This is a genomic window from Acetobacter senegalensis (assembly GCF_001580995.1).
Taxonomy (GTDB): Bacteria; Pseudomonadota; Alphaproteobacteria; order Acetobacterales; family Acetobacteraceae; genus Acetobacter; species Acetobacter senegalensis.
This window is the reverse complement of sequence record NZ_LHZU01000144.1, coordinates 68,843-85,146: the sequence shown is the minus strand read 5'-3', so window position 1 is coordinate 85,146 and position 16,304 is coordinate 68,843. Positions and strand designations below refer to the sequence as shown.

Here is a 16,304-nt window from a genome sequence, read left to right as displayed (position 1 = left end):
CCTGCAGGCGGGTTTAAAGTCAAAGCCGCCAGATCCTGCAAAAACCCTTCAAGACTCAGCAAAAAATGGCTCCCTCCTGTATGGACGGGAGCCGTTTTTGTTGAGGAGGCTGTTTTCAATCAGTTGTCGCGGTAGAGCGGCAGATCCAGCTTGTGATTATCCTTGCCCGTTATGTGAATCTGGGCGCTGTTTTCAGAAATCAGGGAAAAGGTGAGCGTTGCGTCCCCCGAGGTGCCTTTCCAGGAGGTGCCGGACTGACGGGAGAGTGAGAAGCGGTCCTGCCCGACAATTTTCTTCAGGGAGTCTGGAAGTGTCACCAAAAGGCGCGCTGCGGGGCCGAGCGCCTTGTTGGCTGCTACGGTCACGGGACTCATGGCCATGATGGCCCACTGCCCTTCAAACAGGCTGGTGGGGTATTGCGTATGGGCGTCCGCCAGAGGCGGAGGGGCATCCCCCGCATGGGCCGTGGCAGGCAGGGCGAAGCTGGTGCCCAGTGCAGCCACACAGGCAAAAGACAGGGCAGACAGGCGTTTCATGGCAGGTTCTCCGAAAAGAATGGTCCCTTTCATGTGCCTGCCCAATGGCGGTTCGTCCATCCCTTTGCAGCGGGAAGCCGGTGCTCACTATTTGGCAAGCGCCTCTTGACGGAGGGGCGATTGATCACCAGATCAGTGTGTATTACAAGTCTGTATTGCAAAAAATGAAAGGGTTTTGCCATGACAGGAACAGAGTCATCTCATGATGCACCCGTCCCCATGCAGCCCTTCACGTCGCAACAGAAATTGAACGCACATGACGCAGCGGTGGAAGAAACACGGAACACGGTAACGGCTGAAACCTCAGCCGAGATGGCTGATCCCGTTATCCCGGTAACGCCAGCACCTGTTCAGGCCGCACCAGTGAAGGAGTATGATATTAGTATGAAAGAAATTGTTCAGATGGTGGGCGCCATGGTGTTTGTGTTTGGCTTTGCCGCACTTGGTCTGCACGCCATTTCTTATGTGGGATATTAAATCTCGTTCTGATGAAGTGGGACTAAAGTCCATCATCATCTTTTGCAGCTGACGGCGTAGGACTCTTTTGTCCCGGTGGCCTCGCAGCAGACTATCAAATTCCGGTTTTAACTTCTGGAATCCCTCCTATCTTCTCAATGGCTGACTTTTCTGCCAGCCTTGAGGAAGAAAGAGGCGTAATTGTTAGCTTTGCAGACTTACTCGTGCCGCAGAGTGACAACCAGAACATCCCGATACGCCGGACGGGATGGATCAACGGGTTTCACGGGCGTTACCCCGTGATAAACCCGGCTATCATTTACAAAAGCGGCATCTAGCGGGTGAGCCAGGGTGAAGCTGCCCACAGCCTTGCGGTTGAGGTCATGAATGGTTGTCTCACCGCTGGCAATATTCTCCCGGTTCACCATCAACACACAGACCCAATCCACACCATCCCGGTGCAGGCCTTCGGGTGTCGGCTGCCCTGAAGATTCAGGACTGGCTTCAATGCGGAACTGATGCACTTCCGCATGCCATGCCTGAGGCTGCAAATCTGCAGGTGTCAGATCTGACGCGATACGATGGGTCAGTTCCAGAATGGCCAGCAGCGCCGGGTGGTGGCCCGTTGCGTCCGTAACAGGTTTGAACCACCGCTCAATCCCGCCATTCAGGGTATTGTAATCCCGGCTTTGGTAATGGGGTTGATGCGGCTTACGGAGAATCTGATCCGGTGTGAGGGAGTAAGTGGCATACCGGCGGCGGCGATACCGTCCGCCATCCGCCATATACCGATCTACCCCCAGATGGTCCCAGCTTTCAGCAAAGCTGTTCCATTGTGCCAGACCAAACTGTTCCAGCAGGGGACGCATGAAGCCGGCCTGCTGGTATGTGTAGCCTTCCTTGGCCAGAGGTGTTTCCAGTATGCCGAGCATTTGCGGCACAGTCTGGTCAACGGGATGGTCTGCGTCATCAGGCATGTGCTGGACCTTCTGGAGAGGTTTTCCCCTGCGGGTTTTCCTCGGTGGGGTGGGGTGCCTGTGGTTTCTGGACGTCCGCCTGAGGGGCAGCGACCGGGGGCTGAGTTGCCGGAGCAGCTTGCGCAGCACCAGCCGCGGGCTGAGGCGGGGTCCACTCAGGCATGGCGTCCATGGCCAGATGCATGGCGTTGCCCGGCGGCGTGGTGTAGTACGATGTCGGTGTGTAGAATTTAACGCCAGCAGCCGCCATGCGGTTAGCCAGACGGCGATAGAATTCGCGCTGGACCTTCCACTTCATCATGGGGGCAGTACGGATGCTGCCAACCAGCACCGCGCCGTTACTGTCGCTGCAATCAACTCCCAGATCATTGTAATCGGAGAAAATGATATGGCGGAAACTGTCTTCCGTCCGCATTTCCTTCACTACCTCTGCTAGGATGTGCACCACTTTTTTCTGGTCTTCGCCCAGATCCAGCACCTGCTTGATGATGATCTGGTTGAAGCCGCGGCCAGTGTTGGCAATGGAGGTAACGGACGAGAACGGGATGATATGCAGATCACCATCAATGGACCGCACACGAAGCGTCCGGATGGAAAGCTGTTCCACCGTGCCGGACACGCCGCTGGTTGTGACCCAGTCCCCCACCTGAATGGCGTCTTCCGCCAGCATGAAGAAGCCCGTGATCACGTCTTTCCACAAGCTCTGGGACCCGAAGGACAGGCCCACACCCAGAATTCCGGCACCTGTCAGCAGGGGTGTGACATTGATCCCGATCTGAGAGAGCGTTGTGACGGTGACAATCACCACAATGAACACCAGCAGCACGGTACGGATAATGGGCAGAATGGTGCGTAGCCGCGTGGCCCGAGCTGATTGGGAGGATGTTGTGTAACGGTCAATCTGCTTGTTCAGCAGACCGTTGATAACTTCCCACGCCACGGAGGCGATGACCAGACCCAGTGTCAGGATCACGGCGGCACTGACCAGACGCGAGCCAAGTGGATTTTCAAAGAAGAAATGGAAGCTGGGGATATTCCAGCTCTGCGCAATGCTGATGGCGGCAACAAAGACGATAAAGACCGTCAGCATGCGCCGCACGAAGGGATAGTAATAATCCGCCCGTTTTTGCAGACCGGGATATTCGGCCTCCACGGCATCGCTGATACGGAACAGACGATCCTGCAACCCGTAAGCCAGCACAGCGATCAGACGCGCGAGTACCAGGCAGACAAGCGTGAGCAGGGTGCCACGCAGGATCCACTGATAGCCGCCCTTCAGGTGTGCGGCCCACACAAACCACAGAGCAATATCCAGGAACAGGACGGGAATCCACCAGAAGCGCGCCATGGCCCCGACAAAGGCCCAGAAGGCATTTTTACGGAGTTCCGGGGATGGCTGGAGCGAATTGGCCACAATATGGCGCACCCGCCAGATAAAGGCGGCAATGATCAGATGCTGCACCAGCACCACAGCACGGAGCATGGCTTCCGTGCCGCGGGGGGCCAGATTGAATTCGCTGCCCAGTGTGGAAAGACAGATGACCAGAGAGGGAGCCGCAACCAGTACGTTCCACCACCGCGTCAGCATCCGTGCCGTGTTGTCTTGTGCAGGGATAAGCCGGATGGCCGGAGAACGGGGGGCGAGCCCTGTTTCCAGAAGCAGGTAAAGGCCGCGTGCCACAACATAGGCGTTTGTCAGCGTGATGGTGACGGTGCGCGCCTGCGATGTGGTGGTCAGAAATTCCGCGCCCAGATAACCAATGGCCAGAACGACAACCACAGGCAGCAGTTTGAGCAGGAAGTGCAGGAAATTGTAAGGCACACGCACCAGATAGCGCATGACTTCATTCCGCCGTCGCTGATCATCCGCGCGGGTCTGGGTGTTGTCTCCATCTGGTGTGGAGGTGGCTGCCTGAACAGATTCGACTGCGGCCGAAGCTTCCTGTTTGCGTTCGCGGGCTTCCGCATGAGAGGTGACAGCGGTAAGCGGCTTTTTCAGCATCAGGCTGGTGCCGCGTTCCAGAGCCAGGGCTGCCAGCAGAATGATTGCGGCGCGGCTGAAGGCGTCCAGCAGGGTTTTCCGGGTTTCCGGATTGCTGATCTGGCTGCGGAACCATGAGCCGACAAACCCCAGATCCTTGAACAAACCGGCAAAATTCTGAACATATCCCTGCATGGATGATGTCAGATTATCCAGCTCTGAATTGACATCACTATCCACAACAGCGGGGGCAGCGGCGGCAGGTTTGGCGGCTGCTGGCGCTGCGGCAGGTAGGCCTTTTGCCATCAGGGAGAGTGTGTGGGTGAAATCCTCGCGCTTTTTCGGGTCATTCAGCACGTTCAGAAGCTGTTGGGCATCATCCTTGCTGAGCGAACCCGTTGCACTGGGCGTTGCGGCGGCAGGAGCATCTGCCGCGTGCGCCAGAGAGGCAAAGCCGGGGACCATACCTGCCAGAAGCAGGCAGAGGCAGCAGAGCGCAAAGAAAGATCTGCTCCATAAAGATAAAGACGAAGAAAAAGCAGATTGAGTTCTGGTCGAGCCCCGCTCCAGGCTTGTTGCCGCCATGGCGTGCCGTCTCCTTGTATTCAGCGCGATGAGAGAATGGGCGGTGAATGCCCGATAAGTGCGCTCAAGGGTAGGGGGCAATTCCGGCAGTATCAAGACCGCCGGAGGGCAGGGATGGCCGGCGTTTCAGGATCGGGGTTCGAAAGTTACAACCTGTGCAGTTTCAGACCGGATAACCAGCGTATCCGCAATCAGGTCATGCAGCGCCTGTTTGTGGCGCGTGAAAGCCACCATTAGCACCCCGATGTAAAAAAACGGGAACGAGATGAAGGCCTTTACCAGAAAACGCACTGTCGCCCGGCCAATGGAAATCTGTCTGCCGCGGGTGGTGGTGACTTCCAGACGGCATAGCCGTTTGCCCGGTGTGGCGCGGAAGGAGGACGATTCAAAGAAAATGAAATACAGGGCCGGAAGCAGCGCCAGAAACAGGCTGGGCAGATGCCAGTTGCCTGCATGAATATGCGGAATAAGGACGGAAGCCGTTTCCGGCTGCACGAAGGAGGCGATATCCACAACATCCATGGTCTGGCCGGATGCGTCGGGAATGGGGGTTTCCTCCCATTCCACTTTCAGGTCAGGCAGCATGAAGAAGCCCAGCACGCCATCCACCACGCTCAGAATGACGCTATCAATTATAAAAGCCCACACACGCCACCAGAAGCCAGCGTAAATCCACATCGGGCGGCCAATGCCCTCCTGCGGAGTATAGAAACCGTTATCCGAATGTTGCGACGGGCCTCCCCAGCCGGGCGGCAGATCAGAAGCGGACATCAGGCCTGTTCCTTAAAAACTGTTGCTGGCGAGGCAGCGAACATGAACCGTCCGTGTGGGCGGCGGGGCTAACTGCGGTAGGAGCCGTTGATATCAATATAGCCGTGGGTCAGATCACAGCTCCAGACCTGAGCTGATCCTGTGCCAAGGCCAAGATCAACGGCGATATCAATTTCCTGCCCCTTCATGTGGGCAACCACGGGCGTTTCATCATAGTCCGCCACAACCGTGCCATCACGGGCAATGCAAACACCGCCTATGGAAACGGAAAGTGTGTCGCGGTCTGCCGGTTCGCCGCATTTGCCTACGGCCATGACAACGCGGCCCCAGTTTGCGTCTTCTCCCGCAACAGCGGTTTTCACCAGCGGGGAATTGCCAATGGCCATGCCAACACCCCAGGCGGACGCATCAGAGACTGCACCCGTCACCCGAATGTTCATGAGTTTGGTGGCCCCTTCTCCGTCCCGAATGACGAGAAGTGCCAGGTCATGCAGCACCGCTTTCAGGGCTGCACGGAAATCTGCCAGTGTGGCGTCATTCAGGGCGTCAATTTCTGCTGTAACAGGCGGATTCTGCGCCGCACCTGTGGCGAACAGCAAAACCATGTCTGAGGTGGAGGTATCAGAATCGACCGTGATGCAGTTGAAGGTGGTTTTGACATCTGCTGAAAGCAGGCTTTGCAACACAGGTGCCGGAAGAGCGGCATCGGTCGCTACGAACGCCAGCATGGTGGCCATGTCTGGCGCAATCATGCCGCTGCCCTTGGCAATGCCCTGAATGGTCACAGTGGTGCCGTTCAGCGTGGCAGTACGTACAGCGGCTTTCGGAAACGTGTCAGTGGTCATGATGCCGCGTGCTGCGGCTTCCCACCCGGTTTCGCTGAGTGCAGTGTGCAGCGCGGGCAGCGCATTTGTAATGCGCTCATGCGGAAGAATCGCCCCGATCACACCAGTGGAGGCCAGATAAACGGCATCCAGCGAACATCCGGCCAGTTTGGCTGCGGTTTCCGCCGTGGCTTCGCAGGTTTCGCGGCCTGCGCGACCGGTAAAGACGTTGGCGTTCCCGGCATTGACCACCAGCGCCCCTGCCTGTCCGTGCGGTAGAACGGAGCGGCACCAATCAACCGGTGCGCCAGCACATTTTGTCTGGGTAAAGACACCCGCCACTGTGGTGCCGGGGGTAAATTCGGCCAGAACCAGATCTGTCCGGCCTTTGTAACGGATACCTGCTTCCGCCGCGCCAAGGCGCACCCCGCGAATAACACCAAGCTCAGGAAGAGGCCGGGCGAGAGGAGAAACGGGGAGGGCGTGTGCCATAACGCTTTATGTCCTTGAAACGGCAGAACCGCCATGCAGGAAGCATGGCGGCTGGAAGAGGGTGGTCAGATCAGATTATTTTTTGGCCGGAGCAGCCGGTGCTGCGCCCGGTGTGCCGGGAGGAGGCGCATCAGGAAGCTGCTTGCCGGTTGAGGGATCAAACCGGACAATCTTGACATCACTGGTGGCTTTGCCAACGGCTTCACGCACGTATTTCTGGATCAGAGCCTGACGGATCTTGTCTTTCACGCTGTCCAGGGACGGCACGGGATCGGTGCGGGTATCAAGCACCTGAATGACATGGTAGCCGTACTGGCTTTTGACCGGCGTGTTGCTGATATCGCCCTTTTTCATGGCGAAGGCAGCGGTTGAGAAGGCCGGGATCATGTCTTCTTTCTTGAACCAGCCCAGATCACCACCGTTCTGCTTGGCGCTGCCGGTATCGGTTGAAACTTCCGCAGCCAGCTTACCAAAGTCTGCGCCAGCTTTCAGCTTCTTGATCACATCGTTGGCTTCAGCTTCGGTCTTTACCAGGATGTGGCGGGCATGCACTTCCTGTTCCGGCGGCTTGCCAGCGTAATTCTGCTGATAATACTGCTCAATGGCCGCATCCGTCAGCTGGGGCGTAACCTGCTTGGACAGCCATGCATTCTGCAGCGCATTGATGGAAGCAGCATCCATCATTTTCTTGACGTCTGGTGTCTTGTCCAGACCTTCCTTGCGGGCAACAATCTGGATGGCTTTCTGATCAGCCAGCTGATTGACCAGCATCGGGAAGATCAGGTTCGGCGGCAGCTGGCGCATCTGCGGCGGCATGTTGGACAGGGCGTCCTGCACATCAGACACCGTGATCTTTTCACCGTTCACGGTAGCGACCACGGCATTCGGGTCTACCGGCTTTGCTGGAGGAGCTGCCGGCGTGGCGGGAGCCGCTGCCGGTGCAGCCGGAGCCGCAAAAGAAGAAGCAGAAAAGGCAGTGGAGGCAAGCAGGGCCGTAGCTGCAAGAGCGAAGGCCTGTTTGGTAAACCGCATGAGGACAAACCCTAAACTAAGGACTAAACAGTGTTACCTCTATGAAGGAGGCTCCCCAGCCCTGCAAGCCCTCTTGCCGGGTGCAAGGCAAGAAACCGGGGTGATTGGTTGACCGCAGGCGGCCTCGGCCCTATTTTGCCCCCGAGCCACTCCATGCTGATGCCTTGTTCTGTCTCCGCCGGTCTGGTTCCGGATGGAAGGCGGAAGGGGTCGCGCATTGTTCCGGAAAGGTTTTCATGCTCGCAAGCTTCGTCCGCGCCCTGTTCGGCACTGCCAATGATCGGACGCTCAAGATGTTCCAGCGCCGCGTGCCGGAAATCAACGCCCTGGAACCCCAGATGCAGGCGCTGGATGACGCCGCGCTTGCAGCCAAGACGGGAGAGTTTCGTGAACGGCTGGCCCAGGGGGCCACGCTAGACAGCCTCCTGCCTGAAGCGTTCGCTGTGGCGCGTGAGGCATCCCGCCGGGTGCTGGGTATGCGGCATTTTGACGTGCAGCTTATTGGCGGCATGGTGCTGCAGGCTGGCCGTATTGCCGAAATGCGCACCGGGGAAGGCAAGACGCTGGTGGCAACGCTGGCAGTGTACCTCAGTGCCCTGGCTGGCAAAGGCGTACATGTGGTGACGGTGAACGACTACCTCGCCTCCCGCGATGCGGCCGAGATGAGCAAGCTTTATGGCTTTCTGGGGCTGACCACCGGGACGATCGTGCCCAATATGCCTGATGAAGCCCGCCGTGCGGCCTATGCGGCGGATATCACCTACGGCACCAATAACGAATTCGGCTTTGATTACCTGCGCGATAACATGAAGTATCGCTTGGAAGAGATGGTTCAGCGCCCCTTCTACCACGCCATTGTGGACGAAGTGGATTCCATCCTGATTGATGAAGCGCGTACGCCGCTGATTATTTCCGGCCCTGCGGAAGACAGTTCAGATCTGTACCGGGCTGTGGATGAAGTTGTAGTCCGGCTGGTGCAGGACCCCGCAACTTACGAAAAGGACGAAAAGTTCCGCAGCGTTGTGCTGACGGATGCCGGGTCTGACAAGGTGGAAGACCTGCTGCGGGAAGCTGGCGTGCTGGATGAAGGCGGGTTGTATGACCTGCATCATGTGGCTGTGGTTCATCATGTGCAGCAGTCTCTGCGGGCTCATACCCTGTTCTCGCGTGATGTGGATTACATCGTGCGGGGCGGCAAGGTGGTGATTATTGATGAATTCACCGGCCGCATGATGGAAGGCCGCCGGTATTCGGATGGCCTGCATCAGGCGCTGGAAGCCAAGGAACATGTTGAGGTCCAGCAGGAAAACCAGACGCTGGCCTCCATCACCTTCCAGAACTTTTTCCGTCTTTATCCCAAACTGTCCGGCATGACCGGCACGGCCATGACCGAGGCCGACGAATTTGCGGAAATCTACAAGCTGGATGTGGTGGAAATTCCCACCAACCGGCCAGTTGCCCGTAAAGATGAAGATGATGAGATCTATCTGACGGAAGCGGAGAAATTCGCGGCTGTCACGCGTCTTATCCGTGAGGTGCATGAGCGCAACCAGCCTATTCTGGTGGGCACCACTTCCATTGAGAAAAGTGAAGCGCTTTCCGCCCTGCTGAAGCAGGAAAACATTCCCCATAATGTGCTCAATGCCCGTTTCCATGAAATGGAAGCCAAGATTGTGGCGCAGGCGGGGTCTCCGGGTGCTATCACCATTGCTACCAACATGGCCGGACGTGGGACGGACATCAAGCTGGGCGGCAATGTTGACATGCTGATAGAGCAGCAGCTTGAAGGCATGGAGCCGTCACCGGAACGGGATGCGGCCGAGCAGGCCATTCGGGACCGTGTGACCCGTGACCATGAGATTGTGAAGCAGGCCGGTGGCCTGTTCGTTATCGGCACTGAGCGGCATGAAAGCCGCCGGATTGATAACCAGTTGCGGGGTCGCGCCGGCCGTCAGGGTGATCCGGGTAATTCACGGTTCTTTATCTCCCTGCAAGATGACCTGATGCGGATTTTCGGGTCTGACCGCATGGGCGGCATGTTCCAGAAAATGGGCATGAAAGAAGGCGAGGCCATTGTTCACCCCTGGCTGAGCAAGGCGCTGGAACGGGCGCAGAAAAAAGTTGAAGCCCGCAACTTCGACATGCGCAAGAACACGCTCAAATATGATGACGTGATGAATGACCAGCGCAAGGAAGTGTACGCCCAGCGCCGGGAATACATGTCTACCGAGGATGTGTCCTCCATCATTGCGGAAGCGCAGGAAGATGTGATTGACGCCATGGTGGCGCGCCATATTCCTGAAAAATCCTTTGCGGAACAATGGGATGTGGCCGGCCTGCATGCGGCGGCAAACAAGATATTCGCGCTTGATCTGCCGATTGCCGAATGGGCGAAGGAAGACGGCATGGATGCGGAGCAGGTTGCTGAGCGCATCAGTCAGGCTGCTACGCAGGCACATGCCGCCCGGGCTGCCAATCTTGGCCCGGATCTGATGCGGTTCATTGAAAAACAGGTCTTGCTGACCACCTATGATGCCGTTTGGAAAGAGCATCTGCACGCGCTTGATCAGATGCGTCAGGGCATCGGGCTGCGGGCATACGGCCAGAAAGATCCGCTGAACGAATACAAGCATGAGGCCTTCCAGCTCTTCACCATCATGCTTGAAGAAATGCGTGAACGCGTTGTGTCTCTGGTGGCGCGTGTGGAAGTGGCTCCGGCTGGCACGGTTGATCCGTTTGCCGATACAGCAGAAGTTCACGCAAACCCGGAAATTCCGGGCTTTGAGTCCGAACCAGGGCCGGGATTGTCTCCGGGTGCTGCGCCTGAAATGGCAGTACCCATCGGGGCCAGCGCCATCATGCCGGATGATCCGTCAAGCTGGGGCGAAACACCGCGTAACGCGCCATGCCCCTGTGGTTCAGGCAAAAAATATAAACATTGTCATGGCCGCCTGATCTGAGCAGGCGGGAGTGTGGACGGGACAGTTAGGTAAGGAACTATGGCGGGTCATTCCCAATTTAAGAACATCATGCACCGTAAAGGTGCGCAGGATGCCAAGCGGGCCAAACAGTTTGCCAAGGTTATTCGTGAACTGACGGTTGCTGCCCGTTCCGGCCTGCCTGACCCTGCGTCCAACCCGCGCCTGCGGGCGGCTATTGCCGCCGCGCGTGATGTGAATATGCCCAAGGACAATATTGACCGCGCCATCAAGAAGGCAACGGGTGCTGCGGGCGGTGAAGATTATGTGGAAGTGCGCTACGAAGGTTACGGCCCGGCTGGCGTTGCTGTTATTGTGGAAGCCTTGACCGATAACCGTAATCGCACGGCATCTGATGTGCGCGCGGCGTTCTCCAAATATGGTGGGTCTCTGGGGGAAACCAATTCGGTCTCTTTCATGTTCCGTCGCCTTGGTGTGATCACCTATCCGCTTTCCGTGGCTTCAGAAGATGACATGCTGGAAGCGGCCATTGAAGCAGGGGCTGAAAATGTTGTGTCTTCAGACACAACGCACGAGATCACCTGTGAAGTGGAATCTTTCTTTACCGTGCGGGATTCGCTGGAAGCCAAGTTTGGTGAACCGGAAAGCGCCAAGCTGGACTGGCGGCCGGAAAACAGCGTGACGCTGGATGAAGAAAAAGCCACCAGTGTGTTCAAGCTACTGGACGTTCTGGAAGACAATGACGACGTGCAGAACGTTTACGCCAATTTTGATCTGCCGGATGATCTGGCCGAAAAACTGTCTTCCTGACAGTGGTGCGCCTGCTCGGCATTGATCCCGGCCTACGGTTTACCGGTTGGGGTGTGATTGATGTCGAGGGTAACCGGTTGCGGCACGTTGAAAACGGCGTGATTGCAACCAACAGCGCGGATAGCGTGCCAGACCGACTGAAGGTGCTGCACGAAAACCTGACATTGCTGATAGACCGTCTGGCTCCGTCTGAAGCGGCGGTTGAAGAAACTTACGTTAACCGTAACGGCACCGCCACGCTCAAATTGGGATACGCCCGTGGCGTGGCCCTTCTGGCTCCGGCTTTGGCCGGGCTGGACGTGGCGGAATACGGCGCGTTGTCTGTTAAAAAATCTGTTGTGGGCACAGGCTCTGCCGATAAGGATCAGGTGGAAATGATGGTGCGCCGTCTGCTGCCCGGGGTTAAGGTTTTGCGGGCAGATGCGTCTGACGCATTGGCAGTGGCCATTTGCCATGCGCATCATCGGGCCAGCGCCCGCCACATTGCGGCCGGGGTAAGAATGGCATGATTGCGTTTCTGTGCGGGTTGGTCATTCAGGTTGAAACAGGATCGTGCGTTATTGATGTGAACGGCGTGGGATATCTGGTCTCGGCGTCCACACGCACCTTGGCGGCGCTGCCCAACCCGCCGGAAAAAGCCCGCGTGCTGATTGAAACAGTGGTGCGGGAAGATGCCATTCTTCTGTACGGCTTCATGGAAAGCGCGGAACGTGAATGGTTCCGGCTGCTGACCAGCGTGCAGGGCGTTGGGGCCAAAGTGGCCTTGGGGATTCTGTCCACACTTTCTCCGGGTGAACTGGTGGCTGCGCTTTCCACAGCGGACAAAGCCAGCCTGACCCGTGCACCGGGTGTGGGGGGGCGTCTGGCCGACCGAATCCTGACGGAACTGCGTGATAAAGCGGGTAAAATGCCCGGTGGTGGCGGTGGGATTGTGTTCCCTGCTGCGGCCACACCGGGCGGCGGGATTGAGGCGGATGCCTTGATGGCGCTGGCCGGTCTAGGGTTCCGTCGCTCGGAGGCTGTGCCGGTTGTGCGGCGCTTGCTGGACGAACGCGGCGCAGCCGCCACGCTGGATACAGTGCTGCGGGATAGCCTGAAGGAGCTGGCCCGATGAGCGGTGCTGACTTCACGCCTGAACGGGAAATCGACGCTGGCCGCCACGAAGATGATGCGGGAGAAGGGTCGCTTCGCCCGCAAACTCTGGCGGATTTTACCGGACAACGTGCGAGTCGGGAAAATCTGGCCGTGTTTATTGCCGCTGCCCGCCAGCGGGGAGAGGCCCTGGATCATGTTCTTCTGCATGGGCCACCGGGGTTGGGCAAAACCACACTGGCGCAGATTGTCTCTCGTGAACTCGGGGTCGGGTTTCGGGCAACATCTGGCCCGGTTATTCAACGGGCTGGTGACCTGGCGGCCATCCTGACCAACCTTCAACCGCGGGATGTGCTGTTTATTGATGAAATTCATCGCCTGCAGCCCGCGATTGAGGAAATTCTCTATCCCGCGATGGAAGATTTCCAGCTTGATCTGATTATTGGGGAAGGCCCGGCCGCACGGTCTGTACGAATTGATCTGCCCCCCTTTACCTTGGTGGCGGCAACAACCCGTGCGGGCCTGTTGGCCACGCCCTTGCGGGACCGTTTTGGTATTCCGCTTCGGCTGGTGTTCTATACGCCGGATGAACTCCGGCTGATTGTGGCGCGCGGTGCGGAAAAGCTCGGCTTTGCGCTTAGCAGCGAAGGGGCAGAGGAAATTGCCCGCCGTTCCCGTGGCACACCCCGTATTGCGGGGCGTCTGCTGCGCCGGGTGCGGGATTTTGCGCTGGTAAGCGGCAAAGGCACGGCTCCCGTCAGTCGTGAGGTTGCAGATGCGGCTCTCAGTCGTCTGGAAGTGGATGCACTGGGGCTGGATGCCATGGACCGCCGTTACTTGCGCCGCATTGCGGAATACCACCATGGCGGCCCGGTTGGCGTAGAGACACTTGCAGCCGCCTTGGCTGAAGCGCGGGACACACTGGAAGACGTGATTGAGCCTTATCTGATTCAGGAAGGGCTGATTATGCGTACCAGTCGGGGGCGCATGCTTGGGGAGCGGGGCTGGCGGCATCTGGGGCTGACCCCACCGGCCAGACCGGATGAGCCGCGTTCAGCCCAGATGGATCTTCTGCCGGAAGATGAGGAGGGCGAATGACCACGCATAGCATCGATTTTCGCATTTATTATGAAGATACAGATGCAGGGGGCATTGTGTATCACGCCCGGTATCTGGCGTTTGCCGAGCGGGCCCGCACGGAGGCCATTCGCAGCTTGGGCATGCCGGCGGCCAGTCTTTTATCCGAGTTCGGGCTGGTGTTTGTGGTGCGGGACGCCACGATCAATTACCGGGTGCCGCTCACGCTTGATGATATTGCAACTGTCACCACGCGCTTGCTTGAGCAGAAGGCGGCAAGTTGCAGACTTGAGCAGGTTTTTACCCGCGGTGATGAATTTTGCGCGCGTGTTGACGTAGTTCTGGCCTGCGTCAAAGCAAAAGATGGTCGTCCTGCCCGATTTCCGCCGTTATGGCGTGATCTTTTACGCCGACTTGAAGCGGAAGAGTAGAGGCCCTCTTCTGCTTTCGCACGGAAGACAGTAAAAACGGTGCAGTTGGGCAGCATAGGTAAAAGCCCGAGTCGGTGACTGGTTGCCCACTATGGGTGCAGAGGCAGGAGGCGTTTTTGGATCGTGCGGTTGACGCGGCAAATCTCGGCGTAGCAGCGGCGGGAGATCTGTCGGTATGGGGCATGTTTATGAATGCCTCCTTTATGGTCAAACTGGTCATGCTGGGGCTTGTGCTGTGTAGCGTGATGGTTTGGGCCATTATTTTCGACAAGATTGTTACACTGCGGCGGATCAACAAACAGGCCTCAGCCTTTGAAGACCGGTTCTGGTCTGGCGGCAGCCTTGATGATCTGTATGAAAGTGATGGCGCCAAGCCGGTGCATCCGCTGGCTGCCGTATTCGGTGCCGCTATGGGGGAATGGCGGCGTTCTGCCCGTATCCCCGGTGTGGATCTGGTGCGCGGGGGTGTGAAGGAACGTGTTGACCGCGCCATTGGCATTACGGTGACGCGTGAAATGGACCGCCTGCGCCGTTGGGTGATTTTTCTGGCAACAGTGGCACCTGTTGCACCGTTTGTCGGCCTGTTTGGCACGGTGTGGGGGATCATGCATTCCTTTGCGTCCATTGCCGCCATGCACAACACCAATCTGAGCGTTGTGGCCCCCGGTATTTCAGAAGCCCTGTTTGCAACGGCCATTGGCCTGCTTACGGCTGTGCCCGCTTATGTGGCCTATAACGTGATCAGCAACAGCCTTGATCTGTTCCAGGACCGTCTGGAAGGGTTTGGCACGGAATTTGCGGCCATTCTCTCCCGCCAGTCCGAAGAAAGGGCCTGAGCCATGGCGATGCCGTCGGGAGGAGGGGGGCGCCGCAGGCGGCGTCCGATGGCCGAAATCAACGTGACACCCATGGTGGACGTCATGCTGGTTCTGCTTATCATCTTCATGGTCACATCCCCCATGATGACAAGCGGCGTGAACGTGGACCTGCCCAAGACCGATGCCCGGCCCGTTAATTCAGATACCAAACCCATAACGGTGTCCATCAAGTCTGACGGAACGCTTTATCTGGGAGATTCCGAAGTCTCGCCAGACCAGTTGGTGACGCAGCTCAAGGCTGCTGCCAATAACGATGCGGAACACCGTATTTTTGTCCGTGGTGATGCTCATATTGATTATGGGCGTGTCATGCAGGTGATGGGGCAGATCACCGAAGGCGGCTTCACCCACGTGGCCCTGCTGGCGCAGCAACCCGCCAGCAGCGGGCACTAAATTCTCCCACGCGGAGAGGACAAACTCATGGTGCGGCCACGCCGTTCCGAACAGATTCTGCTTCGGCGGTCTCTCTATCTGTCAGGCGGGGCGCACATTGCGCTTCTGTTGGCGCTTCTTCTTTCCCTGCCTGCCCCCAAGCCGCCGGAGGAACCTCCTCCGGTTGTGGAAATGCAGTTTGAAAGCGCTGACAGTGGCGGCTCCACGGCCAAGGCTGACAAGCCTTCCCCGACACCTGCGCCCGCTCCGGCCCCTGTGCCGAATGATGCGCCGCCTACGCCGGAACCGCCCAAGCCTGTTCCGAACGAGGAATCGCCACCTCCGCCACCCCCACCGCAGCCTATTCCGCCACCGCCCGTGCCGGAAGCGGAAAAGCTGCCTGATACGCCCATTCCGCCCAAAGCGGATGAGCCTTCTCCGGATGTGGTGAAAACGCCGCCGTCTCCGCCGTCGCCCCCAAAAGCGACGCCGAGCGTGGCGCCGCCTTCTCCCGTGACTGAACCCACGGATACGCTGCCTGATACGCCTATTCCGTCGCATATCACGCAGCCGAACAAGGCGAAGAAAACCCAGACGGACAGCCATTCTCTGCTGGAGACCCTGGATTCATTCCGGTCGGACCAGAAGCAGACGCATGCGCCCACGGCAAAGGCCAACCCCGTGCAGGGTGGTGCGCCCAATGGGGGTGGGTCACCCACCGGGGATATTACGCGCAGCCTGAGTGTGGGTGAGCAGAAGGCCATCGGGGGGGCAGTGCGGCGCTGCTATACGGAAGATACGGCCGCAAAGAATTACGCGACCTTTGTGGCGCACCTGATTGTGACGGTGGATGCCGCAGGGGAGGCGCGTATTGTGCAGTTTGCTCCGCAGACACAGGCACAGATGAACGCTGATCCTTCCTATCGTGCTCTGGCGGAACGGGCGCGGGCGGCGGTTTTGAGCCCGACCTGTTCCAAGCTGCCAATTCCCAAAAACCTTCTGGGTCAGACCCGGCAGTTGAAATTTATATTCAGGCCTTGATTCAGGCCAC

At 58.1% G+C, this 16,304-nt stretch carries 16 protein-coding genes; 10 read left to right on the top strand and 6 right to left on the bottom strand.

Going from position 1 to position 16,304, the window contains the following annotated elements; all coding sequences use genetic code 11:
* Window positions 1-119: 119 nt before the first annotated feature.
* Entirely contained in the window at window positions 120-536 is a 417-nt protein-coding gene (locus AD948_RS14480) for a hypothetical protein (protein WP_148262717.1), read from the bottom strand.
* A gap of 180 nt (window positions 537-716) precedes the next feature.
* Here AD948_RS14480 and AD948_RS14475 point away from each other — a divergent pair, with 180 nt between their 5' ends.
* Entirely contained in the window at window positions 717-1,013 is a 297-nt protein-coding gene (locus tag AD948_RS14475; protein WP_061472493.1) for a hypothetical protein, read from the top strand.
* 197 nt (window positions 1,014-1,210) lie between these two features.
* Here the strand turns inward: AD948_RS14475 and AD948_RS14470 are convergent, their stop codons facing one another.
* The 5 genes from AD948_RS14470 to AD948_RS14450 form a co-directional block, all read right to left on the bottom strand.
* Window positions 1,211-1,969, bottom strand: coding sequence for a 2OG-Fe dioxygenase family protein (locus tag AD948_RS14470; protein ID WP_061472492.1), 759 nt, complete (start codon window positions 1,967-1,969; stop codon window positions 1,211-1,213).
* Window positions 1,962-4,628, bottom strand: a complete 2,667-nt coding sequence (locus tag AD948_RS14465; protein ID WP_408736073.1) for a mechanosensitive ion channel family protein — start codon at window positions 4,626-4,628, stop codon at window positions 1,962-1,964. The genes AD948_RS14470 and AD948_RS14465 overlap by 8 nt, the downstream gene beginning before the upstream one ends.
* A 33-nt stretch (window positions 4,629-4,661) precedes the next feature.
* Window positions 4,662-5,306 (bottom strand): RDD family protein, encoded by a 645-nt coding sequence (locus AD948_RS14460; protein ID WP_006557700.1) that lies wholly within the window; start codon window positions 5,304-5,306, stop codon window positions 4,662-4,664.
* 68 nt (window positions 5,307-5,374) lie between these two features.
* On the bottom strand, window positions 5,375-6,622 hold the full coding sequence (argJ, locus tag AD948_RS14455) for a bifunctional glutamate N-acetyltransferase/amino-acid acetyltransferase ArgJ (RefSeq protein ID WP_061472490.1): 1,248 nt from the start codon (window positions 6,620-6,622) through the stop codon (window positions 5,375-5,377).
* Between the two features lie 75 nt (window positions 6,623-6,697).
* Window positions 6,698-7,654, bottom strand: a complete 957-nt coding sequence (locus AD948_RS14450; RefSeq protein WP_061472489.1) for a peptidylprolyl isomerase — start codon at window positions 7,652-7,654, stop codon at window positions 6,698-6,700.
* A 236-nt stretch (window positions 7,655-7,890) separates the two neighbouring features.
* On the opposite strand from AD948_RS14450, the gene secA reads away from it, so the two are divergent.
* The 9 genes from secA to AD948_RS14405 all read left to right on the top strand — a co-directional run bounded on the left by secA (window position 7,891) and on the right by AD948_RS14405 (window position 16,294).
* Window positions 7,891-10,614 (top strand): preprotein translocase subunit SecA, encoded by a 2,724-nt coding sequence (gene secA, locus AD948_RS14445; protein WP_061472506.1) that lies wholly within the window; start codon window positions 7,891-7,893, stop codon window positions 10,612-10,614.
* Between the two features lie 39 nt (window positions 10,615-10,653).
* Window positions 10,654-11,403, top strand: a complete 750-nt coding sequence (locus AD948_RS14440; protein WP_035382568.1) for a YebC/PmpR family DNA-binding transcriptional regulator — start codon at window positions 10,654-10,656, stop codon at window positions 11,401-11,403.
* 2 nt (window positions 11,404-11,405) lie between these two features.
* On the top strand, window positions 11,406-11,912 hold the full coding sequence (ruvC, locus tag AD948_RS14435; RefSeq protein ID WP_006557695.1) for a crossover junction endodeoxyribonuclease RuvC: 507 nt from the start codon (window positions 11,406-11,408) through the stop codon (window positions 11,910-11,912).
* Window positions 11,909-12,517, top strand: coding sequence for a Holliday junction branch migration protein RuvA (gene ruvA, locus AD948_RS14430; RefSeq protein ID WP_006557694.1), 609 nt, complete (start codon window positions 11,909-11,911; stop codon window positions 12,515-12,517). Before ruvC ends, ruvA begins: the two co-directional genes overlap by 4 nt.
* Window positions 12,514-13,593: a Holliday junction branch migration DNA helicase RuvB gene (ruvB, locus tag AD948_RS14425; RefSeq protein ID WP_006557693.1), complete on the top strand. Its 1,080-nt coding sequence runs from the start codon at window positions 12,514-12,516 to the stop codon at window positions 13,591-13,593. The genes ruvA and ruvB overlap by 4 nt, the downstream gene beginning before the upstream one ends.
* On the top strand, window positions 13,590-14,003 hold the full coding sequence (gene ybgC, locus AD948_RS14420) for a tol-pal system-associated acyl-CoA thioesterase (protein WP_006557692.1): 414 nt from the start codon (window positions 13,590-13,592) through the stop codon (window positions 14,001-14,003). Before ruvB ends, ybgC begins: the two co-directional genes overlap by 4 nt.
* Before the next feature lie 95 nt (window positions 14,004-14,098).
* Entirely contained in the window at window positions 14,099-14,839 is a 741-nt protein-coding gene (gene tolQ, locus AD948_RS14415) for a protein TolQ (protein ID WP_176364784.1), read from the top strand.
* Window positions 14,840-14,842: 3 nt separating this feature from the next.
* Entirely contained in the window at window positions 14,843-15,274 is a 432-nt protein-coding gene (gene tolR / locus AD948_RS14410) for a protein TolR (RefSeq protein WP_039905388.1), read from the top strand.
* 27 nt (window positions 15,275-15,301) lie between these two features.
* Complete coding sequence (locus AD948_RS14405) at window positions 15,302-16,294, top strand: hypothetical protein (protein ID WP_061472488.1); 993 nt, start codon at window positions 15,302-15,304, stop codon at window positions 16,292-16,294.
* The last annotated feature ends 10 nt before the right edge of the window (window positions 16,295-16,304 follow it).